At 63.4% G+C, this 23,667-nt stretch carries 15 protein-coding genes; 5 read left to right on the top strand and 10 right to left on the bottom strand.

Annotated elements, in window-relative coordinates:
• Window positions 1–119: 119 nt before the first annotated feature.
• From HU720_RS00650 to HU720_RS00605, 10 genes are all read right to left on the bottom strand, one after another.
• The gene (locus HU720_RS00650) at window positions 120–1,445 is read right to left on the bottom strand and encodes a carbohydrate porin (protein WP_186516389.1); all 1,326 of its coding nucleotides are present in this window, start codon (window positions 1,443–1,445) and stop codon (window positions 120–122) included.
• 78 nt (window positions 1,446–1,523) lie between these two features.
• On the bottom strand, window positions 1,524–2,843 hold the full coding sequence (locus HU720_RS00645; protein WP_186516380.1) for a cytochrome c: 1,320 nt from the start codon (window positions 2,841–2,843) through the stop codon (window positions 1,524–1,526).
• An 8-nt stretch (window positions 2,844–2,851) separates the two neighbouring features.
• Window positions 2,852–4,618 (bottom strand): GMC family oxidoreductase, encoded by a 1,767-nt coding sequence (locus HU720_RS00640; protein ID WP_186516378.1) that lies wholly within the window; start codon window positions 4,616–4,618, stop codon window positions 2,852–2,854.
• Between the two features lie 17 nt (window positions 4,619–4,635).
• The gene (locus HU720_RS00635; RefSeq protein ID WP_186516376.1) at window positions 4,636–5,358 is read right to left on the bottom strand and encodes a gluconate 2-dehydrogenase subunit 3 family protein; all 723 of its coding nucleotides are present in this window, start codon (window positions 5,356–5,358) and stop codon (window positions 4,636–4,638) included.
• 238 nt (window positions 5,359–5,596) lie between these two features.
• Entirely contained in the window at window positions 5,597–6,625 is a 1,029-nt protein-coding gene (locus HU720_RS00630; protein ID WP_186516374.1) for a LacI family DNA-binding transcriptional regulator, read from the bottom strand.
• A 143-nt stretch (window positions 6,626–6,768) separates the two neighbouring features.
• Entirely contained in the window at window positions 6,769–9,168 is a 2,400-nt protein-coding gene (locus HU720_RS00625) for a TonB-dependent siderophore receptor (protein ID WP_186516372.1), read from the bottom strand.
• 80 nt (window positions 9,169–9,248) lie between these two features.
• Window positions 9,249–10,187: a FecR domain-containing protein gene (locus HU720_RS00620; RefSeq protein ID WP_186516370.1), complete on the bottom strand. Its 939-nt coding sequence runs from the start codon at window positions 10,185–10,187 to the stop codon at window positions 9,249–9,251.
• 2 nt (window positions 10,188–10,189) lie between these two features.
• Window positions 10,190–10,714: a sigma-70 family RNA polymerase sigma factor gene (locus HU720_RS00615; RefSeq protein ID WP_186516369.1), complete on the bottom strand. Its 525-nt coding sequence runs from the start codon at window positions 10,712–10,714 to the stop codon at window positions 10,190–10,192.
• A 354-nt stretch (window positions 10,715–11,068) separates the two neighbouring features.
• Entirely contained in the window at window positions 11,069–16,231 is a 5,163-nt protein-coding gene (locus tag HU720_RS00610; RefSeq protein WP_186516368.1) for a RecQ family ATP-dependent DNA helicase, read from the bottom strand.
• An 84-nt stretch (window positions 16,232–16,315) separates the two neighbouring features.
• Window positions 16,316–18,388 (bottom strand): PAS domain-containing sensor histidine kinase, encoded by a 2,073-nt coding sequence (locus tag HU720_RS00605; protein WP_186516367.1) that lies wholly within the window; start codon window positions 18,386–18,388, stop codon window positions 16,316–16,318.
• A 212-nt stretch (window positions 18,389–18,600) separates the two neighbouring features.
• Here HU720_RS00605 and HU720_RS00600 point away from each other — a divergent pair, with 212 nt between their 5' ends.
• From HU720_RS00600 to HU720_RS00580, 5 genes are all read left to right on the top strand, one after another.
• Entirely contained in the window at window positions 18,601–20,100 is a 1,500-nt protein-coding gene (locus HU720_RS00600) for a diguanylate cyclase (protein WP_186516363.1), read from the top strand.
• Between the two features lie 48 nt (window positions 20,101–20,148).
• Window positions 20,149–21,399 carry an MFS transporter gene (locus tag HU720_RS00595; protein ID WP_186516361.1) on the top strand — a complete coding sequence of 417 codons (1,251 nt, stop codon included), beginning with the start codon at window positions 20,149–20,151 and terminating at the stop codon, window positions 21,397–21,399.
• Between the two features lie 7 nt (window positions 21,400–21,406).
• Window positions 21,407–22,660, top strand: a complete 1,254-nt coding sequence (locus HU720_RS00590; RefSeq protein WP_186516359.1) for an arsenic transporter — start codon at window positions 21,407–21,409, stop codon at window positions 22,658–22,660.
• Window positions 22,661–22,752: 92 nt separating this feature from the next.
• Window positions 22,753–23,067 carry a hypothetical protein gene (locus HU720_RS00585; protein WP_186516357.1) on the top strand — a complete coding sequence of 105 codons (315 nt, stop codon included), beginning with the start codon at window positions 22,753–22,755 and terminating at the stop codon, window positions 23,065–23,067.
• Window positions 23,068–23,193: 126 nt separating this feature from the next.
• Entirely contained in the window at window positions 23,194–23,598 is a 405-nt protein-coding gene (locus HU720_RS00580; protein WP_186516355.1) for a DUF2946 family protein, read from the top strand.
• Window positions 23,599–23,667 lie beyond the last annotated feature (69 nt).

Genomic DNA, 23,667 nt, shown 5'->3' with positions numbered 1-23,667 from the left:
GAAACGGGGCTCGGAATGCTCATGTACTCCAGTACAGTCGAGCGCGACCCCGGCCGTTCCTCGCCCCGTTTCGCCTTGTCTGGCCTTCGCGCAGACACATTTCAGACAGCCCCTAACAATCAGAACGAGGCTTGCACTTTGATCCCGCCAACCCAGGCGTCCTCCACCGCGCTCACCCCTCCGGGGTGGTGAACGTACTGCAAGTTGGGGCGTACGGTCAGCCAGTCGGTGACATGTACGCCATAGTTAAGCTCGGCGTTGTACTCGGTGTCCTGCACCGGCAGGTAATCCGGGTCATCGTAATCCGCGACGCCATTGGCCAGGTTGGTCAGCTCGGCGTTCTTGCGATACGCAGGGTTCACATGCACCTCGGAAATGGCCAGGCCGATATCATCTTTTGGCCGGCCCGCAAACAGCCCTTTGTACACCGCGCCGACCGACACATAGTGGTCGACCTTGCTGGTTTTCTTGTCATGCACCGTGGCCATGGCAAACAGGCTCAGCCCACGCGTGGCATCACTCGCCTCGCGCGTGACTTGCTGCATCGCGCCCAGCCACAGCCCGTGCTTGCTCGATGAACTGCGGTAGGCGGCGCCGCTGATGACCGCAGGCTGACCGTTGCTGTCCTTGAGTACGTCGCTGGCGTTGGCGCTGCTGTAGTAATAACCGGCGCGATACTCGCCTGGCAGCCCATCGATGCGTGGCTGCCATACCAGCTCTACTGGCACCACGGCCCCTTCTGTACCACTGCCGCTGAGCTTGAAGCCGTTGCCCGACTCGGTGTTGGACGGGTTCTGCTCATACACGCCGACCTGCGCATACAGCTCAGGGCTGATGGCGTATTTGACCCGCAGCGCCCATTGGGTGATAGGCCAGTTGTACCAGATGCCGCCCCAGTTCCCGACCTGCGAGCCACAGAAGGTCAGGTTCTGGAAATTGCAGTCGAAGCTGTTGAAGTCTTCACCTTCACCAAAACGCCCGGCCTTGATGTCCAGGCGTCGGTCGAAAAAGGCCTGCTGGTAATACAGCTGGGTCATGCGCCAGTGTGAGCCACGGCCCCAGACTTCCTGGGAAGAGCTCAAAGTACCCACGCGCGGGTCACCCACCCGCTCGTTGGAAATGTTTTCACCATTGCGGTCGGCGACGGTCAGCTGAAACCGTGCATCGTGCCAACCGAGCAGTTTTTGCAGGTCGAAACGCGCGCCCAGCGAATACTGGTCGCTGTAACTGGCACTACGGTCATTGTTGTAGCCGCCACCCAGGTTGGCGCCTATTTCACCGACATAGGCAAATTCGAAGTCGATGCCCTGCTGGGCCAGTTCACTGCGCGTGCCGTTCCAGTCGCCCAGGGCCCAGGGGGAATCGCTGGCGAACGGTTCAGCGGCGTGGGCGGCCGGGGCGCAGGCGATGGCGGCGAGCAGAACTCGATGTTTGATGGTGAGCATGGGGTTCTCTTTGTTATTGATTTGCTGCCTGCCAGAGCCCTTTCGCCGGCAGCCCGGCAAAAGGGTTGATGCAGGGACTTACTGAACGCTGGCGCGCATCTGCGCCGGCAAGCCGAGCTGCTTGCGCATCTTCGCCACCTCCTGCTCCGTGACGGCCGTGGCGCTGTTGCCCCAGCTGTTACGGGTGAAGGTGAGGATGTCGGCGATGTCGCTGTCGCTGAGTTTCCAGTCGAACGCTGGCATGCCCGCCCCGGTCACGTAGGTGTGGGTATGCACCGCCTTGGCGCCGCCCAGCACCACGCTGGTCAAGGTATCGGTGTTGGCTGCAAGCACTGCCTTGTTCCCCGCAAAGCCGGTGATCATGTGGCTCACACCCTCACCCTGGGTGCCATGGCACGCCGAGCAATGCACCTCGTAGCCCTGCCCGCCACGCTGCATGCGCGCATCAGTGCTGGCCAGAGCAGCCGGCACCGGTTGTGGCTTGCCGGGTAGCGACTTGAGGTACACAGCGATGGCTCGCAGGTCGGCGTCGGTCAGGTGCTGGGTGGAGTTCTCGATCGCCTCGGCCATTGGCCCGCTGGCCACCGCCACGCCATCACTGCCGGTCTTGAGGTAGTCGACGACCTGCTCGACGCTGCTATCGCCCAGGCCCTGATGCGGGTCGTTGGTGATGTTCGGCGCAAACCAGGTGCCGACCAGGCCACCCTGCAGCGCGCTGGCGGCAATCGGCCCGCCCAGCGCGTTGCGCGGGCTGTGGCAGGCTGCGCAGTGCCCGGCGCCATCCACCAGGTAACGGCCACGGTTCCACTCAGGGCTTTGCGCAGGGTCCGGGGCGAACGGTTTGTTGTCGAAGAACATCCAGTTCCAGCCGGCCATGAGCAAGCGCTGGTTGAACGGGAAATTCATGCCAGCCAGTTCATCGACCTTGTGGTTCTTCGGCTCGAGGGTGCTGAAGAACGCCCAGAGTGCGCGCAGGTCGTCATCGCTCATGCGCACATAGTCGGTGTAGGGCATGGCCGGGAACAGCAGCCCGTGACGGCCCTGGCCCTGACGCACGGCATTGAAGAAGTCGCGCTCGGTGTAGTTGCCGATCCCGGCTTCGCGGTCAGGGGTGATGTTCGACGACTGAATGTCACCGAACGGCGTGCCGATCACATAGCCGCCTGCAAAATCGCCGCTCTTGGCGGTGTGACAGGCTGCGCAGTCAGCGCCGCGCATCACGTACTCGCCTTGTTTGATCAACGCAGCGTCGGTGGCCTTGAAATCGGCCAGGCGCACGACGTCGTCAGCCACGGCCGAACGTGCGGTGGAGTTCGCCTGAATCACCAGGCCAAGCATGACGGCGCCGGCCAGGACCGCCAGCCCGCCGCCAATCAGGGCAGTTTTTTTCTTGATCATGGCGGGCCTCAGACCAGGGAGCCGGGGTTGTGCTGGTACTTCTCGTGGATCGCGCGGGCGGTACGAATCGCCAGCGCGCCGACCGTACTGGTCGGGTTGTAGCCAGCGTTGGTCGGAAACGCCGAAGCGCCAACCACAAATACGTTATGCGCGTCCCAGCTCTGCAGGTAGGTGTTGACCGCGCTGGTACGCGGGTCTTCGCCCATGACCATGCCGCCTTGGGTGTGGTTGGAGTTCTCGTCGTACGGGCTCCACGACTTGGCCGCCGAGTTGAAGGTGTGCACATGTTTTGCGCCCATCTTCTTGCCGATATCCACGGCGCGCTGCTCAATGAAACGGGCCATGTTGCGGTCGTTCTGGTTCCAGTCAAAGGTCATGCGCAGCAGCGGCGTGCCCCAGCGGTCTTTGTAGTTGGGGTCCAGGGACAGGTAGGCATCGCGGTCCGGCATCGAGGTGCCTTGGCCGAAGATGATCCCGTAGTTCTGGTAATTATCCTTGTAGGTCTGCTTGAAGCCCTTGCCCCAACGCGGGCTGCCCGGTGGCAGCAGCCCGGAGCGGCCGATCGGCATGCCTTCACGGGACACGGTCAACAAACCCGCGCCACCGATGAAATCGAGGTTGCTGTGGTCGAAGTTGTCGCCGTTGTAATCGTCGACCTGAATGCCCAGGCCGCCAGCACCGATGAACGGGTTTAGCGTTTCGTCCTCGAACCACACATGTGCACCTGCGCACGTCTGGTAGTTGTAGGCGCGGCCGATGGTGCCAGTCTGGGTGACCGGGTCATATTGCTTGCCAATATCGCTAAGCATCATGAGGCGGGCGTTGTCGTAGGTGAAGGAGCACAGCGCAACGATGTCGGCAGGTTGCACCACTTCGCGCCCCTGCTCGTCGAAATAGCTGACGCCGGTGGCGGTCTTGCCGTCTTCGGCCTTGTGGATCTTGGTCACGTAGCCTTGGGTGATCAGGGTAAAGTTCTTGCGCCGCATCAGCGCAGGAATCACACAGGCCTGGGGCGAAGACTTTGAGTAGTTGCCGCAGCCGTGGAACATGCAGTAGCCGCAGTAGGTGCACGGCGCCATGCTGACGCCCAGCGGGTTCACATAGGCCGAGCCCACGTGGGCGACCGGGATGTAGAACGGGTGCATGCCCATCTGCGCAGTGCTGTCGCGGTACATCTGCATCAGCCGCGAATCTTTCAGCGGTGGGGTCGGGAACTCACGGCTGCGCGGCCCTTCGAACGGGTTGCCGCCCGGGCGGATTTCGCCATTGATGTTACCGGCGACGCCGGAAATCCCGGCAATGCGCTCGAAGCGATCATAGAACGGTTCGAGGTCGGCGTAGGTGATGCCCCAGTCCTGCACCTGGTCCAGGCCCTTGAGTTTGGCAGCGCCGTAACGCTCGAGGGTGGCCGAGCGCACACGAAAGTCCCACTCGGAGAAACGCCAGGCCATACCGGCCCAGTGGAAGCCTGCGCCACCGACCGACTTGCCCATCTGGAAGGCTTTCAGCTCCCGAGTGGGTACGGCGGTCTGGCCGGAGTTGTTACGAAACGTCAGGGTGTACTCGCCCGGTTGCAGCAACAGCTCCCGGCGAATCGACCAGCGCAGTTCATCAGGATCGACGGCAGGCGGCGTGTCGGTTGCAGTGTCGAGCCAGGGGCCGCGGTCGATGGCGACTACTTCCAGCCCGGCACGGGTCAGTTCCTCGGCCATCAGCGAGCCGGCCCAGCCCAGGCCGACGATTACCACGTCAGCTTTCTTGCGTTGAATTGCCATGTTGTTGTCCTTTGGGCTCAGCTAACCGGGATGAGACTGATGGGCTCAAGGCCCAGGTCCTGTCCGCGACGGTCGATATACTGGCGGTAGTCGTAGCGGGCGCCGGGGAAGCCCACCAGCTTCCAGCCGACCATGCCGCGGTTGCCACCGTACAGCGGGTCGGCGAAGTACCCTTCGCGCACGCTGAGCAGCAGGAATTCAAACAGGCGGCTACCGCTGCCGACGCCCTCCCAGTCAAGGCGGCCTTCGTCCAACTGCCGCAGGATCGCGTCCATCTGCTCGCCGTCTAGCTCGGCGAAGGCACGGCCATGCAGCTTTTGCGCGTGGTTGTCGATGAACAGAAGGCCAGCCAGGGTGTAGTCGCGACGGGTGCGCAGGCTGATGGTCAGGCCCATCAGTGCGGACTCATCGACGCGCAGCGGGCGGTCCAGGTAGAGGTCCTTGGACTCGCCGTAAGGGCCGTTCATCTGGGCATCAAGGTAGTCGACGCAGCCGGCTTCGCTGGCTGACGCACCCAACTCATCGTGTGGAATCAGGCGATCGAATACGGCAGTCAGGGTGGCGCGGGCCTGGCCCTTGAACACATTGCCCTGGCCGCCGCTCATCACCGGTGACGGCAGCATTTCGCGGTTCAGGCCGGTTTGCGGCGGCACCGACTTCAGTTCGACCGCGCCGACCTTTGCCAGGCCGGCGGCGGCAAACAACGCACCCATTGAACGCAAGGCGTCCCTACGTTTCATGGAGTTCTCCTTATGGACAATCACGGGGAGCCGTGCGGCAGGTGGCGGATGTTCGGGCGCGCAAAAGCACACGCCGAGCCAGGTCGAGCTCGACGGGTCAAGAATATTGGGCGGACAAACGATAAACGCAGCGCGTTCTGGGGCGTTGCTGGCAACCTGCCGGTTACGGCGGCGCCAGTCTATGGCGCGACAATCCGCCACGCCATCAGGCCTTTGACGTGTTTACGTCAAAAGACCTTCAGCTGAGTGAACCTTCCAGGGTTTCATCGATCACGATGCGCAGCTGCGGCTTCACCTGAGGGGCCTCATCAAGATCGCCGTTGGCATACAACAGGTGCTGGATAGCCGCTTCAGCCTGCCCTTCCGGGTCTTGATCGAGCACCAGCGACAACACCCCTTCGCGCAGCATGCGCGCATGCTGCGCAGTGGCTTCATGACTGATCCAGACCGCCTGGCGGGAGCTGCCGAGCAGAGCCCGATGAACGCCGGTCGAACCGCTGCCCGTGGTATATAGGCCACAAACACCGTCAGGACGGCCGAGAAGATCGCTTATTTTCGAGGCGTTGAGGTCGTCGTCGTCAAAGCACTCAATCGGCCCGATCACCGGTACCTGCGGAGCGCGTTCGGCCATCACCTCCAGGAACCCCTTCACCCGCAGCTGATGCGCGTGGTAAAGCAACGAATTGGTTACCAGCAGTACCGCCCCCTGACCCGGCCCGACCCACTGGCTCATCAGCCGCCCGGCAGCGCGGCCAGCTGCCTGGTTATCGATGCCCACATAGGTCGCACCCGGCATCCCCGGCAGGCTGCTGGTCAGCAACACCACAGGCACACCGGCAGCCATCTGGGCCTGCAAGGCTTCGCGTACCTGAGGGGTATCCTGAGCTACTACGATAAGGCCCTGACGGGGCACCCGAGGCTGGCTTATGAGCTCTGGCAGTTGCTGGGCAGCGCGCTCCTGCCAAGTGCTGCGCTGCAGCACCAGCCGCGAGCGGTGCATCTGCGCCTGTTTGGCGAAGGCCACCGCCAGACGCCGAAAATGATCGGTCGCGCTGTCTACCAACAGCAGGTCGAACCGCAGCAGCCCATGCACTGCAGAAGGCAACAGCCGTTTCAAACCCAGCGCTTGGGCGGCCTGTAGCACCTTGCGCCGCTTGCTGTCGGAAACGCTGCCGCGCTCGTTCAGTACACGGTCCACGGTACTCAGGCTCACGCCCGCCTGCTGGGCGACATCGGCCATGCCTTGACGGCGGTCAGTCTTGTCCACGGCGAAACATCCAGTAACCAAAAGCGCGGAGTCTGCCACGGGCGCAGATTTTCGCCTACTCCGCTGGCCCGGCTGGCAGCCTCAGGTCAGGAGGACTGCGATGCGAACATGGGCACAGCCTTCACCAGGCATCATTTCGCGTATCACCAGTTATAACTAACCGCCCCCACCAAACTGCGCTCATCGCCATACCGGCAAGAATTAGCGCAATACAGATACCGCTCATTACCCAGATTCTGCGCTCGTGCGCTCACCTGCCAGTTCTCGTCCACCCGGTAGGTAATGCGTGCATCGAACAAGGTGTAGGCCGGGATCTTGCGGTCGCTGATGCTCGGCACGGTGTGCGTAGTGCCGTTGTAACGAGCGCCGGCGCCGACACTCAGGTTGGGCAAGCCCAGCAAAGCCAGGCGGTAGTCCAGCCACAGTGCAGCGCTGTGGTACGGCGTGCCTTCGATGCGCGAGCCTTCCAGCGTCTTGTCGTTGTCGGAAATGACATGCGCATCGGTGTAAGCGTAAGTAGCGTTCAACCCAAGGTTTTCGCTCAGTTGCGCCTTGGTTTCCAGCTCGAACCCGGTGCTGCGCTCCTTGCCGGTCTGCTCGTCGAAGTCCGAGCCTGGGATCGAGGTCAGTACATTGCGCTGGGTCAGCTGGTATACCGCAGCACTGATCAACAGCTCGCGGTCGGCGGGCTGGTAGCGCACGCCTATTTCATATTGCTCGCCTTCGGTAGGCTCGAAGGTGGCGCCACTGCTGTCGGTTCCGGCGGACGGCAGGAACGACTGGCTGTAGCTGATGTAGGGCGCCCAACCGTTGTCAGTGAGGTACACAAGGCCGACCCGGCCGGTGGTCTTGCTGTCACTGACGGTGCTGCGCGAGCCGTCGCGGTAACTGCGGGTGTTGTTTTCAGCCCAATCCTGGCGTACGCCCAGCATCACTACCCAGCGCTCATCGAACTTGGCCTGCTCTTGCAGATAGATGCCCATCTGCGTGCTGTGCAGGTCTGACCCGCTATCGACGGCGGTATTGACGGTGGGCAGGTTGCCGTAGACCGGGTTGGCCAGGTCCAGGGTCGGCGCGCTGCCGCTGTGGCGGTGGCTGTCGTAGGTCTTGCGGTAGTAGTCGATGCCGCCCAGCAAGGTGTGTTGCCAATTGCCATGGGCGAGGTCCAGCGTCAGGTTGCTGTCGCTGGTCCAGCCGGTGGAAATGTCCTCGCGGGAGTTGTAGCTGCGGGTCAGGTTGTTCAGGTTCGCCCCGGTGACGCGGCTGTTGTTCAGGGTGATGTAGTCGTAGTCGCTGCGCGATTCGAAATAACGGGCGGCATGGCGCAGTTGCAGGTTGTCGCTCAGGCGGCGCTCGAACAAGTAGCCGAAGGTCTGCAGGGTGCCGTCGTAGTCGTCGTAATCCGGCTCGCCGGGGAACAGGTCGTACGGCACCTTGTAGCCGGGGGTATCGCTGAACGTGGTCAGGTTGTAGCGGATTGGCGGGGTGAGCGTGGTTTGCGTGCGCTGGTGGCTGGCCAAGAGCGTGAGGCGCGTGTCGTCGTCCATCTGCCAGGTCAGGGCGGGCGCGATGTACTGTTTATCGTCATCGATCGCATCGAACTGGGTGCCGCTGTCACGCACCAGGGCCGTCAGGCGGTAGCTGAAACGGCCCTCCTCATCCAGTGCACCACTGTGGTCGGTGGAGATCTGCCGGCGCTGATGGTTGCCGTATTCCAGGTTGAGCTCATGCAGCGGCGCCAGGGTCGGGCGCTTGCTGATGGTGTTGATCAAGCCGCCCGGTGCCAGTTGCCCATACAACACCGATGACGCGCCCTTGAGCACTTCGACGCGTTCCAGGCCGTACGGCTCCTGGCCGCCTTCAAACTGCGTGCTCTGCATTTTCATGCCGTCGCGCAGCACGCTGCCGGTCCGCGGGCCGATGTCGAAACCGCGCAGCCGGTAGTCGTCGGCCACTCGGCTGTAGCCGTTGGGCTGGGTGACGACACCTGCGGTGTAGCCGAGCACGTCGGCCAGGCTGTCGTGCTGGCGCGAAAGCATTTCTTCGCGGGTGATGACCGAAATCGACTGGGGGATTTCCACCAGCGGGGTGTCGGTTTTGCTCATGGTTGCGCTGCGCCGGGCCACCTTGCTGTAGGCCGGCCCCCAGGCATCCTGCTCGAACGCCTGGGCCGACACGTTGATGTCAGCAAGGTGCAGCGCGTCGGTTGCGCGTGGCTCGATGCTCAAGGCGCCGCTGGCAGTCACATTGAGCTGCAACGCGGTGCCTTGCAACGCGTGATGCAGGGCCTGCTCGGGGCTGAACTGGCCACGCAATGCAGGCGCGTCGAGCCCTCGGGTCAGCGCAGCGTCATAGGAAATGCTGCGCCCGCTGTACCGGGCGATGGCGGTCAGGGTGGCATCCAATGGGCCGGCTGGCAGGTCGAAAGCCAACTGTTGCTGCTGCGCATCGGCTTCGCTGGCCAGCGCGGCACATACGGGCAATGCGCTCAGGGCCAAGGCCAAGGCCAGCGGGGTCAGGCTGAAACGGTGTGTCCGGTACATGGGCGGCGGTCCCGATAGGTAGTCGATACCCGCTATGTGGCGCGAGGGGCTGCGTTATTAAGGGGGCAACGGAAATAAAATCAGCGCAGGCTCACCTGGGTCCACAACGGCAGCGGCTGCTCGACACGCACCGGCAAGGTTTCTTGCAGCGTGCGTAACACGTGTGCGCTGTCGTCCAGCAGAAAAACCCCGGAAACCCGCAATGCAGCAGCCTCAGGGCTGATGCGCAGCAAACCCCGCCGATACGCACGCAAGGCATCGATCACCACGCCCAGCGGCTGGTCATGGATTTCCAGGTAGCCGTCTTCCCAACGGCCTTCTGCGGCACGATTGGGGTCCAGGGCATGAACGGCGTTGCTCGTCAGTACGGCGCCCTCCCCGCTGCGCAACTGCACAGTAGCGCCATTGGGTGCTTTTACCTGAACGCGCGATTCCTGCACCCAGACATCGGCTGCGCCTTCACGCAGCGTGACGGTAAAGCGCGTGCCCAGGGCCTGAGCCTCACCAAAGGGGGTGACTACGATCAGCGGCCGCTGCGGGTCGGCAGCAACCTGGATGCTCAACCCGCCCTCGCGCAGGATCAGCGTGCGCGTGTTACCAGCAAACGCCAGGTCCACCCGGCTTTTGGCGTTGAGCACCACACGGCTGCCGTCGTCCAAGGTGAATGCGCGGCGCTCGGCAAGCCCGGTGTGCAGGTCGCCCTGGGCAAAAGGTAGCAGGCCGGTGCGCTGCAACCACCAGCCGCCAACGCCGATACCTGCCACCGCCAGAGCCCCGCGCAACAGACCGCGCCGGCTAGTCGCCGGGCTGCTGAGCACGTGATGAGCAAGCGGTGGCACATCGGCGAAGGCCTGGCCAACACGTTGTTCAAGGCGTTGCCAGGCAATTGGGTGATCGGCGCTTAAGCGCAACCAATGCTCAAAACGCTGGCGATCTGCATCGGTCATGCAGCCTGAGCGGTGCAGCGCCAGCCATTCGATAGCTTCGGCCACTGCCGGTGGCAGTCGGTTGTGCGCCATGCTCACTCCAGCGCCAAGTAGCACAAGGCCAGTGCCTTGGCCACGTACTGATGCACCCGCGGTGCGGAGATGCCCAGGCGTGCACCGATTTCGGCGTAGGTGAGGTTTTCCAGCTGGCTGTACAAAAAGGCGCTGCGCCCCAGTGGCGACAGCCCGTTCAGGATGCGGTCAAGGCTGGCGAGGGTTTCGATGGCCTGCACCTGCTCCTGTGCCGACGGCTCGTACCCCGGTATCTGCTGGGCCAGCGCTTCGAGGTAGGCACGCTCCAGATCGCGGCGTCGCCAAGTGGCGAATACCAGCCGCTTGGCGATGGTCGTCAGTAGCGCTCGCGGCTCTTGGATAACTTGCGGGTCGGGCAACTGGACTACTTGGGCAAAGGTCTCCGACGCCATGTCGGCCGCATCATGGCAGCAGCCCAGCCGCGCTCGCAGGCGCTGCAGGAGCCAGTCATGGTGGTCGCCGAACATCTGATGCAACACACGGTTGCGCAGGGCCAGACGCTGATCGTCGAGGGGGATGGAGGGCATGCGGTGATTTGCTAATGGGAACTATTAGCAAATGATGCCGGGAGATTGGGTTTATCGCAACTGAAGGCTAGTGAATCGGAGGTTTTGCGGTGCTGGAGCTAGTTGACCTTCGCTATATGGCACCGGCGACGCCGGTGATCGCGGGGCAAGCCCGCTCCCACGCTGCCCGGTTCTCTGCGCGAAAGCACAAGCCCATTCGATTGGGGCCGGGCGCAACCTAGTGTAGGAGCGGCCTTGCGCCGCGAAAGGGCTGCAAAGCGGCCCCGGCAATATCAGCTTGAAGCACAAATCCAGGGGCGCTGCGCACCCCTTTCGCGACACAAGGCCGCTCCTACACGAGAGCGTGTTGAGTCATTAACCCGGCACCCCGCTAATCCGCGGCACCACCACCGCCCATTGCTCACAACGGCAACTCTTGCGGTATGGCTCTTCTGTCTCGTACGCATACCGAACCAGCACCTCTGCCACCTCGCAGCGCTCAATGGCAAACCCCGGCTTGAACGAACTGGCGGTCCTTCCAACCACGGTGCCATAAGCATCCATCAGCAAAAACCGCCCACCATCGGCCTGCAAGGTCAGTTCCTCGCCCCGGCGCAACCGACGCAGTGCCGAATGGATAGCATGCCCCTCGACATGCCGGCCCGCGTATCCAATATCGATGTCCTTCAAGCCAAGCTGCTGATAGAGCTTGCCCAGGCTCGGCACCGGCTCGCCGTGGAACAGCTGGCGCGGCACCTGGGCCGGCAGGCAGCCGCTGAATGGGTTTTCGGCGCTGAATTCGCACAAGGTCAAGGTCTGTTCGGCGCGGGTCATGCCGACGTAGTACAAACGCCGCTCATCATCCAGGCCCTCTTGCTTGGTGTTCCAGCCGCCGTCCAGCAGCACCACATGACGGAACTCCAAACCCTTGGCCGAATGCACGGTACCCAGGTACAGCCCGCTGCCCGGCTGCTGGCGCACCTCGCGGGCATAGTCATACAACCATTCGATAATCGCCTTGCACTGCAACTGGCAGTCACCCAACTCCACTTTAAGTTCGTCGAACGCAGTTTCGAAGAACGCAGCCGAAAACTCATCAAGCGCTGGCTGCGCCTTGTACAGCGCCTGTTCGGCAGTCAGCGCATCGCGCTCTCGCTCCAGCAGCCCGACCACTTCGACAAAACTGCGCTGGCGGGTCAGCGGCAGGCTGCTGTCCTTGTCCGCCGCCAGGTGGTAAGGCACGCCGTGCTGCTCGCACCAGGCCTGCACGGTCAACAGATAGTGATGGGTGCGGGCCAGTACCGCGCAACCGTCCCATGCCACCTCATCCAGCGCCAGCAGGCGCTGCAACTCGTGCATCGCCGCCTGGGCCTGGCGGTTGCCGCTTTCGCGGTCGGCCGGGTCGATCAGCAGGCGCAGCACCTGGCCACGGCGCTGTGGGTCCATAGCGTGCCAATCGCCACCTGCAGGGTCAGCGGCGCGGCGGGTATCAATAGCGACGGGGGTGTCGATCTTCATGCGCTGGGCATTGCAGCCAATCAGGTGATTGGCCGCTGCGATGATGCAGGCGCTGGAGCGGTAGTTCTCGACCAGAAACGCGTCCTTGGCAACGAAAGTGCTGCGAAATTCCTCGATATAACGGTTGTTGGTGGCGCGCCAGGCGTAGATGTTCTGGTCGTCGTCGCCCACGGCGATGATGCAAGGCTTGCCCTCATCGGACGAGCCGCGATGCGCCAGGGCGCTGACCAGGCGGTACTGCACCTCATCGATGTCCTGGTATTCATCGACCAGAATGTAGCGGTAACCCCGCAGCAATGCGGCGCGCTGGTCGGCGCGGGCATCGTCCAGGTCGTCCTGGGTCAGCGCTTCGTCATCGTCTTCATCGGCGTGGGCGGCAAGCGAGCCCTCAAGCAGCTCCACCGCCTCCTTCATCAGGTTGCCCAAGGTGTGCTCGTCCACCTCGTCGCCGCGTTGCAGGCGCGTGCCAGTCAGGCGCATGGCCAGGCTGTGGTAGGTCATCACACTGACCCCATAGGCATCGGCGCCAACCAGCGCCAGCAGGCGCTTGCGGATCTGATGGGCGGCGTGACGGTTGAAGGTCAGCGCGACGATGGCGCCGGCCGGTACCCGCCGCACCCGCAGCAGATAGGCGATGCGGTGCACGATGACCCGCGTCTTGCCGGAGCCTGGGCCTGCGAGCACCAACCGATTGCTGTCCAGGTCATCGGTGACGATGGCGCGCTGGGTGTCGCTCAACGCCTGCACGATCATCCGCCAGGACGCCTCGCTGGTCGCGTACTTGAGCACGCCCTCGCGGCCGGCGAAGTACTGCTTGAGGAAGCTCGACTTGTCACCATTGAAGTAGTCGGCCACCAGTTGCCGGGCGGCCTGAGGGTTGCCTTGGGCAAGCTCTGCGTACTCGCGCATCACATGCACCTGGAAGCGCTTTTCGCGGTAGTGCTCGTCCAGGCGCTGGTAATCCTCGTTGAGAAAACGCGTGCGCTGTGTATCGACCTTCAAGGTCATGGCCCGACGCATCACAGTCATGCCGTGATTGAGGCTGAACACCTCCTGGCGATGCAAAAACAACAGCACCCGCTCTATGTAAGTGCCCCGGTTGCTTGGCACCCGATCATTGAGTTCCAAGTCCTGTTCGATCAGTTCAACCAGTTCACCGAAAGTACCCTCGGTTGTCTGGTTCTTGCGCTGGCTGGGCAACTTGGCCAGCAGATGTTCCAGCACTTTGCTGGCAACTACCGCGCGGGTTGCGCGCACGTGCTCCAGCCGGCTCCAGCCACGCGGTTCATGGATGCGCAGGCGGATGTAATCATGGCTGAGCTGGCGCAGCTCGAAGCTGTTGACGCGCCGCTGGCCGCCATGGCCATCGCGGTCCGGGGAGAGCCCACGCAGCAGCCGCAGCACGCCCAGGGGCAAAATGTCATTACGCTCAAGGCGCACTTTCAGCGCTGAGGTGAGCACCGCGAGGTTGATATCCTGCCAGGTGCCATCAGTGGCATCGGGCGCCTGTTCGGCCAGGGTTTCCAGCAGGGCTTTTTCCAGTGCCAGCAGCGCTTTGAGTTGCTGGCGCGCGTTTTCGGTGCGGCCATTGCTCAGCACCACCGTGAACTGCGTATCGGTGACCAGCAGCTTGCGGGCTTCAAGGTCCTTGAGCACATGGGCGACTTCCTGGGGCTCAAGGGCGGTCAGCGTCACCAGGTTGTCAGTGTTGATCCGCTCAGCGCCATTGGCGCTGTACAGATAGCGCAGAATGGCCAGGTACTCGGCCTTGCGCCGATCAGGCAGATTGGACTCGCGCAGCTCGCGCTCGGCATCTTCACGCGCCTTTGTCAGGCGCGAGGCGAAAATCTGCGTGTGGTTTTCTTCACGTGCCAGGTACCCCCCACGGTCCAGCCAGGCCACGGCGGTAATCACCTTGGTTTCGGCGTCCAGGGCGTCAGCCTCGAACGAGGTCTGGATGCTGTCATCCATAAGCACCTCGCCGGCGGTAATCACCAGTTTGGCCTTGCCCCGGCGCCTGGACTCGGCGATGACCTTCTTCAGGATCTGCTGAATGTCGCGCTGGCTCAGGCAAGCCCTTTCGCACAGGCCAAACTGGGTCTCGATATCCTGCGGGTCGTAGAGCAATACTGCATGCGCGGGCTGCTGGTCGCGCCCTGCCCGGCCAGCTTCCTGCAAATAGTTTTCCAGAGACCCCGGTATGTCAGCGTGCACCACCAGGCGGATATCCTTCTTGTCCACACCCATGCCAAAGGCATTGGTGGCAACCATGATCGGGATCCGGCCGTGTTTGTAGTCCGACTGCACGGCAAGTTTCTCGGCTGCGTCCATGCCAGCATGAAAGTGCCTGGCATCAAGCTCCTGCTGGCGCAGAAACTCGGCCAATTGCTCAGCCGCCTTGCGGCTTGCAACGAATACCACGGCCGCGCCCGGCAGCTCGGTCAGGTACTCATGCAGCAGGCGATGCACCCGTGGCCATTTTTCGGCGCGCGTGCAGGGCATGACTTCAAGGGTCAGGTTGGCGCGTTCGTGGCTACCGATATATTCCTTGAAGCTGACCCGCAGCTCATCTTTGAAGTGCGTGCGGATATCGGCCAGCACCTCAGGCTTGGCCGTGGCGGTGAAGCAGCCAATCGGCGCTGGCTTGCGCCCTGCGTGGTACCTCGCGATATAGCGCGAAACGTAGTGGTAATCCGGGCGGAAATCGTTGCCCCATTTGGACAGACAGTGGGCCTCGTCGAACACCCAGCCACCTACCTCGCGTTGCTCGATGGCGGCGCAAAACGCGCGGTTGCGAAACTGCTCCGGCGACACCAGCAGGATACCGATATCGCCCAGGCGGATTTTCTCCAGCACATCGGCGCGCTCGGGCATGTTAAGCAGGCCGTTGAACGCCGCAGCGCAATGGATACCTTTTTCCAGCAAGCCATCGACCTGGTCTTTCATCAGCGACTGCAACGGCGAAATGACCACGGTCAGGCTGGCGTTGCGGTGGTAACGGTTGAGCGCCGGCACTTGGTAGGTGATCGACTTGCCACCCCCGGTGGCCAGCACCGCCAGCACATGCTCCCCGCGCATGCCCGCCAGGGTGATGTCATGCTGCAGCGTTGCGCCAGAGGGCTCGACACGGAAATCCGGGTAGTTGAAATAGCGCTGCAGTTCGTGGCGTGGGTCGTGGGTGGTCAGGCAGTACTGGCACGTTTCATCGCCGCAGGGCACATCACGCAGCTCGCGAATCAGCGCGCCGACCTTGGGGAACTGATAACGCACCCAAGGGGCCAGCACCGAATTGCCGCCAGAAACCCGCAGCCAGGCCAGAACGTAGGCTAGCGGCAGGTGCGCCTGCGGGTCGTGCAGGTCATCGTTGAGCAACGTGTTCAGGCGGGTGCGGCAGACTTTGAGATCGCGGTCGGCGTGAGCATCGCGCTCGGCCATCTGCTGCTCGATCAGCGGGCCGATTTCTGCAACAGGCACCGATTCTCGGCCCGTCAACGCCGCAAACAGCTGGCCGGCGTCCTGGGCTGTGGTGGGCGCCAACAGTGCCTGATAGCACAGCAGCTCAGCGGGCTCCAACTGCTGCAATTGGGCAAAGGCCTGGCGCTGGTCATTGAACAGTGTCAGCGTCAGCCGGCAGTCTGCCAGTGGCGAATTGAGCGTGTCGCGCACCAGTTTGTAGTCTTTCACCAAGCGGTGATAAGGGTTGCGCGGAAAAGCCAGCGGCGAGAGGCGCAAGGTATCGAGGGTGGGCAGTTCGTGCAGCAGCATGTTCGACGCCTGCTCACGCAGAATGCGCAAGTCATGGGCAATCAGGTTATGCCCCAGCAGGTAGTCCGCGCCTTCGGCCAGGTCGTCGACTTGGGCGAGCACCTGGGCCAGGTCTTTGTTCACAGCACATTCGAGCGTTGCGTCCAGGTCCTGGCGCAGCGCCCCAACCTTGAAGATTTCCTCGGGTTTGCCCGGCTTGGCGGGGATGACTTCGAGGTCGACGACCAGACTTTTATCCTGAAGAGATGGGAACATGCCTTACGCAATCCTTGCTTGCAGCCTACAAAGTTCGCAGGTTACAGGCAAAGGGCCACAGGCAAAACCCTGTTGCGCGCCGCGTCAGTCCGTGCTCGGCGTCAACTTTTTGATCCCACCCAGCAACCCCTCCAGGCTGAAGGGCTTGGTCAGTACAGCGGTCGGCCCCGGCAAGATGCACGCGTCCGCCGGCTGTGGCTCGGCGTAACCGGTCATGAACAGCACCGGCAGTGAGGGCCGTGCGCTGCAACCGGCGTGGGCCATCTTGCGGCCATCAACCCCACCTGGCAGGCCGATATCGGTGATCAGCAGGTCGATCCGGGTGTCTGAGCGCAGCAGTTGCAGGCCGGCCAAGCTGTCGGCAGCCTCGATCACGACATAACCCAGTTCATTGAGTGCTTCACTGACAAACAGCCGCACCGAGGCTTCATCGTCCACCACCAGCACCGTGGTACCAGGCGCAGGCTTTGCCGTTTCGCTACTGGCCGGGGTTTGCGCTGCTGGTGTGCAAGGCTGCGAATGGCTGGGCAGGTCTAGGTACACCCGAGTGCCCTGCCCCGGTTGCGACGCGATGCGCACGCGCCCACCGGACTGCTTGGCAAACCCGTAGACCATCGACAGGCCAAGGCCGGTGCCCGCGCCGACCGGTTTGGTGGTGAAGAACGGCTCGAACACCTTGCCCAAGGTCGCCGAGTCCATGCCGACCCCGTCGTCGGCAACGCAAACCGTGAGGTAACGGCCAGCGGCAAGCTCGCCATCGGCGGGTGGCTGCTCGGCAAAGCTGTGTTCGACCGTGCTGATGGTGATATGCCCGCCCCCGACCAGCGCATCGCGGGCGTTGATACACAGGTTAAGTAGCGCATTTTCGAGCTGGGTCGGGTCTACCAGGCAGGTGCTGTGGGAGGTACCGCGCTCAACATTGATTGCCACCGAAGGCCCAACCGTGCGGCGGATCAGCTCTTCCATGCCGTCGATCAAGGCATTGACGTCGGTAGGTTCCGGGATCAGCGTCTGCCGCCGGGCAAAGGCCAGCAGCCGATGGGTCAGTGACGCGGCGCGCTGGGTCGCGCCATGGGCCACAGCCAGGTAGCGCTCCAGGTCCTCGGTGCGGCCCTGCTTGAGCCGCAACCGCATCAGGTCAAGGCTGCCGGCAATCCCGGCCAGCAGGTTGTTGAAGTCGTGGGCAATGCCACCGGTCAACTGGCCTACGGCTTCCATTTTCTGCGCCTGGCGCAGCGCGGCTTCGGCGTTTTCGCGCTCGGCGATGGCTTCACTGATGCGTGTTTCCAAGGTCTGGTTGAGCTCGCGCAACTCGGCCTCGGCTTGCTTGCGCGCGGTCACATCAATGGAGGAGCCAATCAGACCGATCACCTCGCCCGCGTCGTTGAACAGCGGCGCCTTCACCGACAGCCAGCAGGCTGCCGAGCCGTCCGGCATGTCCACCTGCTCTTCAACCTGCACGGTTTTGCCGCCAGCCATGATGCGCTGGTCGGTTTCCATTACCTGGCGCGCCTGCGCCTTGTCTTCAAGGAATTCGAGGTCAGTCTTGCCGATATAGAACTGCGGCGGCTTGCCGATCAGTTGCGTCGCACCATGGTTGGCGACCAGCATGCGGCCGTCACGATCCTTGGCGTAGACCACCCCCGGCACCGCTTCGGTGAACGTGCGCAGCAAGGCAGACATGCGGTCGCGCTCGGCCTGGGCATCGCGTCGCGATTCGATATCCATGAGGATGCCGGGAAAGCGCACTGCGCGGCCCTGGGCGTCCAACTCAACCCGGCCGCTAGCTTCGACCCAGCGGTAGTAGCCGTCCTCCTGGCGCACGCGGTACTCGCAGCGAAACGGCCCGCCCCGCGCCAGCGCTTGATCGATGGCCTGCGACACGCGCTCGCGGTCATCGCCATGGATCGAAACGAAGGCTTCGGCTATCGGGATACCCGCCAGGCAGCGCTCGGCGGGCAAGCCGAACGAACGGGAAAAGCGCTCATCGGCGGTGACGCAGTCGTTGGCCACGTCCCACACCCAGGTGCCGATGATTGCACCGGCATCCAGGGCGAGCTGCAGCCGCTCCGCGGCATCCACGGCGAAGGCCTGCACCGGCGCAGGCTGGCTGGCAGCACCGGCCTGGTCTGGCCGAGCAATGCGCTGTTGTTCCATGCTGACCTCAAAGAAACACGCGTTGAATGCGAGATGCGGCTTTGGTGAAACGCTTAACGAATGTGCCACAGCATATATAGGTAAAGCGCGTGTGGGTACTGCACTTCCCAGCGACTCCTTGTATCCTTGCGCGGCGCCAGGAATGGCCTTTTGCTATGGGGCTCAGCCACTGAACGCCCACTCCGGGACTCGGATTTCCATCAGGTATCAACGTGAAGCGTGACATCCAACTCGTTATCCTTCTGCTGTCGGTCATTGGTTGTTCGCTTGCCTCGTTGACGCTGTGGAAGGTCATGGCCTCCCGCGAACGGGCGCTGGAAGAAATCAATACTCACGGCCTGAACCTGACCCAGGCGCTGGTGACCTATTCCGAAGGCATCGTGCGCCAGAGTTCGGTGCTGTTGCTCGGCCTGGTGGAGCGCCTGGAAACCGAAGGCAGCGGCCCTGCGCAGATCAAGCGCTTGCGCGAGCTGGTTGGCCGCCAGCAGCCATTGATGCCGCAAATGAGCGGAATCACCGTCTACAGCCGCGACGGGCATTGGCTGATGTCGTCCAACCGCGCTATCCCGGTCGGTGCCAACAGCAGCGACCGCGCCTATTTCATCCACCACAGGGACAACCCGTCGCGCGAACCGTTCATTGGCCTGCCCATTCGCAGCCGCGCCAACCAGGAATGGGTCATCACCATCAGCCGACGCTTCAACGACGCCCAAGGTGAATTTGCAGGCGTGGTGGCAGTAACCCTCGGAGTGGAAAACTTTCTGCGCCTGTTCGGGCAGCTCGATGTCGGCCAGCAAGGCGCCATCAGCCTGACCTACACCGACGGCTCGTTGCTGGTGCGCTACCCGTTCCGCGAGCAGGACATGGGCCGCAATTTCTCGCACTCGCCGATTTACGCCAAGTACCTGCAGGGCCAGACGGTCGGCACGGCCTCGTTCAGTTCAAGCCTGGACGGCGTCGAGCGGCTGTACGCCTTTCGCAAGAGCGACAAGCTGCCACTGGTGACCACCGTCGCCCTGGGCAAGCGCGAAGCCTTGGCCGCCTGGCAGTTCGAGGCGCTGCTGTCGTTGCTGGTGGTGTGTGGCCTGCTGGGCCTTACCGGGGCCATTGGCTGGTTGCTGATTGGCGCCATGCGCAGGCGTGACGTGGCCGAAGACGAATTGCGCGTGGCACAGCAGCAACTGGTGGCCAGCAACCAGCAGCTCGAACAGCTGGCCATGCACGATGCCCTGACCGGGCTCGCCAACCGGCGCTGTTTCGATGAAACACTGGCCCAGGAAAGCGGCCGGGCGCGGCGCAGCGCTACGTCGCTGGCATTGCTGATGATCGATATCGACTATTTCAAGCGTTACAACGACCACTACGGCCACTTGGCCGGCGACGCTTGCCTGCAGCGAGTGGCCACAATGCTGGCCAGTTGCACGCGCCGCCCTCCCGACCTGCTGGCGCGTTATGGCGGCGAGGAAATGGCGGTGATCCTGCCGGAAACCGACAGCGCCGGCGCCGCGGTAGTGGCGCGCGCCATGCTTGAACGCCTGACCCTGGAACCTATCGCTCACCACGACAGTCCGTTTGCTCAGGTGACTGTGAGTATTGGCATCGCCTGCGCCAGTGGCGCCGATGCCGACAGTTTGCAATCGCTGGTGCAGCGCGCTGATGCGGCGCTCTATGTTGCCAAGGACGCAGGCCGCAACCGTCTGCATATCGGCTGAATACGGCGCGCCCCAGCGCGCTCCCCTGGCCCTTTCGAGATTGCACCCTTGGACACTCTCCAGCATCGCGATTCGCACAACCGCGCCCTCGACTGGCTGAACTTCTTTCTCGCCGACGTGCGCGACGGGCTCGGGCCTTATCTTGCGATCTATCTGCTTGCCGTGCACCAGTGGCAGCCGGCAAGCATCGGCCTGGTGATGACCCTGGCCGGCGTCGCTGCGCTGCTGGCGCAGACCCCAGCCGGCGCGCTTATCGACAAAACCCCGGCCAAGCGCGCAGTGGTGGTGATCGCCGCCGTGCTGGTCACGGGCAGTTGCCTGTTGTTGCCGTTGCTTTCGTCGTTCGGCCTGGTCGCCCTGACCCAGACGGTCAGCGCCCTGGCAGGTTCAGTGTTCGCCCCGGCCATCGCCGCGATTTCCCTGGGCCTGACGGGGCCAAAGGCGTTCACCCGCCGGGTGGGCCGCAACGAGACCTTCAACCACGCCGGCAATGCCTGCTCGGCGCTGCTGGCGGGTGGGCTTGCCTACCTGTATGGGCCGGTGGTGGTGTTCTACCTGATGGCGCTGATGACGGTGGCCAGTATCTTTGCAGTCAGCCGCGTGCCGGCAGGCGCCATCGACCACCAAGTGGCACGAGGCCTGGCCCATGGGCCGAGTGGCGATGATCATCCGGCCGGGCTTGGCCTGCTGCTGCATAACCGCACCTTGCTGCTGTTCGCCGTGTGCTGTGGGCTGTTTCACCTGGCCAATGCGGCAATGCTGCCGCTAGTAAGCCAGAAACTGGCGCAGGTCGACCTGCGCCTGGCCACGCCGTTGACCTCAGCCTGCATCGTGGCCGCGCAACTGGTGATGGTGCCGATGGCACTGCTGGTCGGGGCCAAGGCTGAAGATTGGGGGCGCAAACCGTTCTTGCTGGCAGGTTTTCTGATTCTGCCGCTGCGAGGAGCGCTGTATGTGCTTTCCGATAACCCGTTCTGGCTGGTAGGTGTGCAACTGCTCGACGGCATCGGCGCGGGAATCTTCGGCGCGTTGTTCCCCATCATCGTCAAAGACCTTACCGAAGGCACCGGGCGCTTCAATGTGAGCCTGGGCGCGCTAAGCGCGGTATTTGGCCTGGGCGCGGCGCTGAGCCCAGGCATTGCAGGCCTTGTCGTACAGAGCGCCGGTTACGATGCGGCGTTCCTCACCCTGGCCGGCATCGCCGCAGCCGCCTTCACGCTGGTGCTGCTGGCCATGCCTGAAACCCACCCCCGTTCGCGCCATGCGCCAACGGCCATGCCTGACCCTGCCGGAAACTGAACGCACCATGCCTGTCTCCTCTACCGCGTTGATCATCTGGGCCGTTGCCGCCCTGGCCACCTGCGGCGTCATCCTGCGCCCATGGCGCATTCCTGAGTACGTCTGGGCCATGGGCGGTGCGCTATTGCTCACCGCATTCGGCCTGATTGCCCCCCACAGCGCCCTGGCAGCGGTTGCCGAGGGCGGCGATGTGTACCTGTTCCTGATCGGCATGATGGTGCTGGCGGAACTGGCCCGCCAGGAAGGCCTGTTCGACTGGTTGGCCCGCTATGCCGTGCGCCATGCCCGCGGGTCCGGGCAGCGGCTGTTCGACCTGGTGTTTCTGGTGGGCACGCTGGTCACGGTGTTCCTGTCCAACGACGCCACGGCCGTGGTACTGACGCCTGCGGTGTACGCGGCGTGTAAAGCCGCTCGCGCCGAGCCATTGCCCTACCTGTTCATCTGCGCGTTCATCGCCAATGCCGCAAGTTTTGTGCTGCCGATCTCCAACCCTGCCAACCTGGTGGTGTTCGGCAGCAAGATGCCGCCACTGCTGGACTGGCTAGCGCAGTTCACTCTGCCGTCGCTGGCCGCCATCGGCCTGACATACCTGATGCTGCGCCTGACCCAACGCCGGCAGATCAGCCAGCCATTGGCCCTTGATGTCGATGCCCAACCCCTGCCCTACGGCGCCAAGCTGTGTGCCGTGGGCATCGTGTTGACCGGTGCACTGCTGCTCAGCGCCTCGGCCTTGGACCTGGCACTGGGCCTGCCGACGTTCTGCGCGGGGCTGACTACCACAGCACTGATCCACTTGCGCCAGCGCCGCAGCCCGATGCCGGTACTGCGCCATGTAGCGTGGGGCGTGCTGCCGCTGGTGGCCGGGTTGTTCGTGCTGGTCGAGGCCGTGGCGCAGACCGGTGTCATCGAACGCCTGGCACACGCCTTGGCAGGCCTTGCCGAACGCTCGCCGGCACTCGCCAGCTGGGCTGCAGGGGCCGGTGTGGGCATTGCCAGCAACCTGATGAACAACCTGCCCACTGGGTTGATTGCCGGGTCCATGGGCTCGTTGGTGGAACTGCCGCAGCAGACCACCGCAGCGCTGTTGATTGGCGTGGACCTGGGGCCGAACCTGTCGATTACCGGCTCGCTCGCCACACTACTGTGGCTGGTTGCCATTCGCCGCGAAGGCGAGCATGTCGGCGCCTGGCAGTTCCTCTGCCTGGGGCTGCTGGTAATGCCGCCCGCCTTGATCGCAGCGCTGCTGGCCTTGACGCTTTGACGGGCAGCAATGCCCGTCTGTCGATCTCAACGCACGGGGCGGTGCAGTAGCATGCCCAACGCAAGGTGAACAACCAGATAGGGAGATTCACCATGAAGATCATCAAAGGCCATTCATTGCTGCTTGCGCTATGCCTTACCGTCGGCGCGCCCTTCGCGCTGGCCGCCACAACCCCCGAAGATCAGCGTCCACCCGGGGCGCCACCGCATGATAGCGGCCAGATGAACGGCGCCGGCGATGCGACCGGTTCCGGTACGCCCGGCGATGGAGTGGGGAGCGGATCGGGTGGGACCGACGACAACGGCACCGACAGCACCGGCGGCGATGGCACTACCAGCGGGTCGGGGAATGGGAGCAGTGGTTCTGGCGGGAATAGCTCCGGTAGCGGTGGATCGGGCTCCAAATAAGTCAACAGCGCCGCTCCTGCACTGACCGGGTAGAGTCGGCCTCTGCGACAAGATGGCGCACCGCTGAACTTTTACAGACGCATGCAAATACGGCTTAATGCCCACCTTACCGCTGTGGGAAGGTTCATGCGTCTACGCTGCCGCACTAATCTGTTGCTCATCGCCTGTTTTGCAGTGTTGTTCAACCTGCTGGCGATGCCGCTCGACCGTGCCTTGCGTGAGCCGGTTCTCGACGAGTCGCTGATCCTCGGCAGCTTCTGCAGCCTGCATGGCGTACAAAGCCTGCCCAAAGCCTTGCTGGCTCAGCTCAAGCTCGACCAGCACGCCCTGACCGAACACGGCGACAGCAAGATGCAAACCGGCGACTGCTGCTGTGGCCACGCAGGCCAGGCCGCGCCGCCTGGCGACTATTTCAAGCACCTGTTCCCGCGCTTCTGGCCTGATGCGCTGCTGCTGGGCGACGCCCCGGTGCTGCCCCTGCCGCGCCAGCAAAGGCCCGGCCTTACTCCACGCGCCCCACCCCTGGCCTGATCCGTCGCTACCAACGCCCGTTGCGCCGCTTGCGCGCCACGGCCGTACCCGACTTTCCAGCCAGGAACC

Source organism: Pseudomonas sp. SWRI51 (assembly GCF_014268825.1).
Taxonomy (GTDB): domain Bacteria; phylum Pseudomonadota; class Gammaproteobacteria; order Pseudomonadales; family Pseudomonadaceae; genus Aquipseudomonas; species Aquipseudomonas farsensis.
This window is presented reverse-complemented; position numbering and strand designations above follow the sequence as displayed.

Excerpts from the sequence above, each read along its gene's own strand:
- HU720_RS00635 (WP_186516376.1), bottom strand. The coding sequence starts at position 5,358 with ATGAAACGTAGGGACGCCTTGCGTTCAATGGGTGCGTTGTTTGCCGCC.
- HU720_RS00590 (WP_186516359.1), top strand. The coding sequence starts at position 21,407 with ATGCCTGTCTCCTCTACCGCGTTGATCATCTGGGCCGTTGCCGCCCTG.
- HU720_RS00615 (WP_186516369.1), bottom strand. The coding sequence starts at position 10,714 with ATGCCCTCCATCCCCCTCGACGATCAGCGTCTGGCCCTGCGCAACCGT.
- HU720_RS00625 (WP_186516372.1), bottom strand. The coding sequence starts at position 9,168 with ATGTACCGGACACACCGTTTCAGCCTGACCCCGCTGGCCTTGGCCTTG.
- HU720_RS00605 (WP_186516367.1), bottom strand. The coding sequence starts at position 18,388 with ATGGAACAACAGCGCATTGCTCGGCCAGACCAGGCCGGTGCTGCCAGC.
- HU720_RS00620 (WP_186516370.1), bottom strand. The coding sequence starts at position 10,187 with ATGGCGCACAACCGACTGCCACCGGCAGTGGCCGAAGCTATCGAATGG.
- HU720_RS00650 (WP_186516389.1), bottom strand. The coding sequence starts at position 1,445 with ATGCTCACCATCAAACATCGAGTTCTGCTCGCCGCCATCGCCTGCGCC.
- HU720_RS00645 (WP_186516380.1), bottom strand. The coding sequence starts at position 2,843 with ATGATCAAGAAAAAAACTGCCCTGATTGGCGGCGGGCTGGCGGTCCTG.
- HU720_RS00580 (WP_186516355.1), top strand. The coding sequence starts at position 23,194 with ATGCGTCTACGCTGCCGCACTAATCTGTTGCTCATCGCCTGTTTTGCA.
- HU720_RS00610 (WP_186516368.1), bottom strand. The coding sequence starts at position 16,231 with ATGTTCCCATCTCTTCAGGATAAAAGTCTGGTCGTCGACCTCGAAGTC.
- HU720_RS00640 (WP_186516378.1), bottom strand. The coding sequence starts at position 4,618 with ATGGCAATTCAACGCAAGAAAGCTGACGTGGTAATCGTCGGCCTGGGC.
- HU720_RS00585 (WP_186516357.1), top strand. The coding sequence starts at position 22,753 with ATGAAGATCATCAAAGGCCATTCATTGCTGCTTGCGCTATGCCTTACC.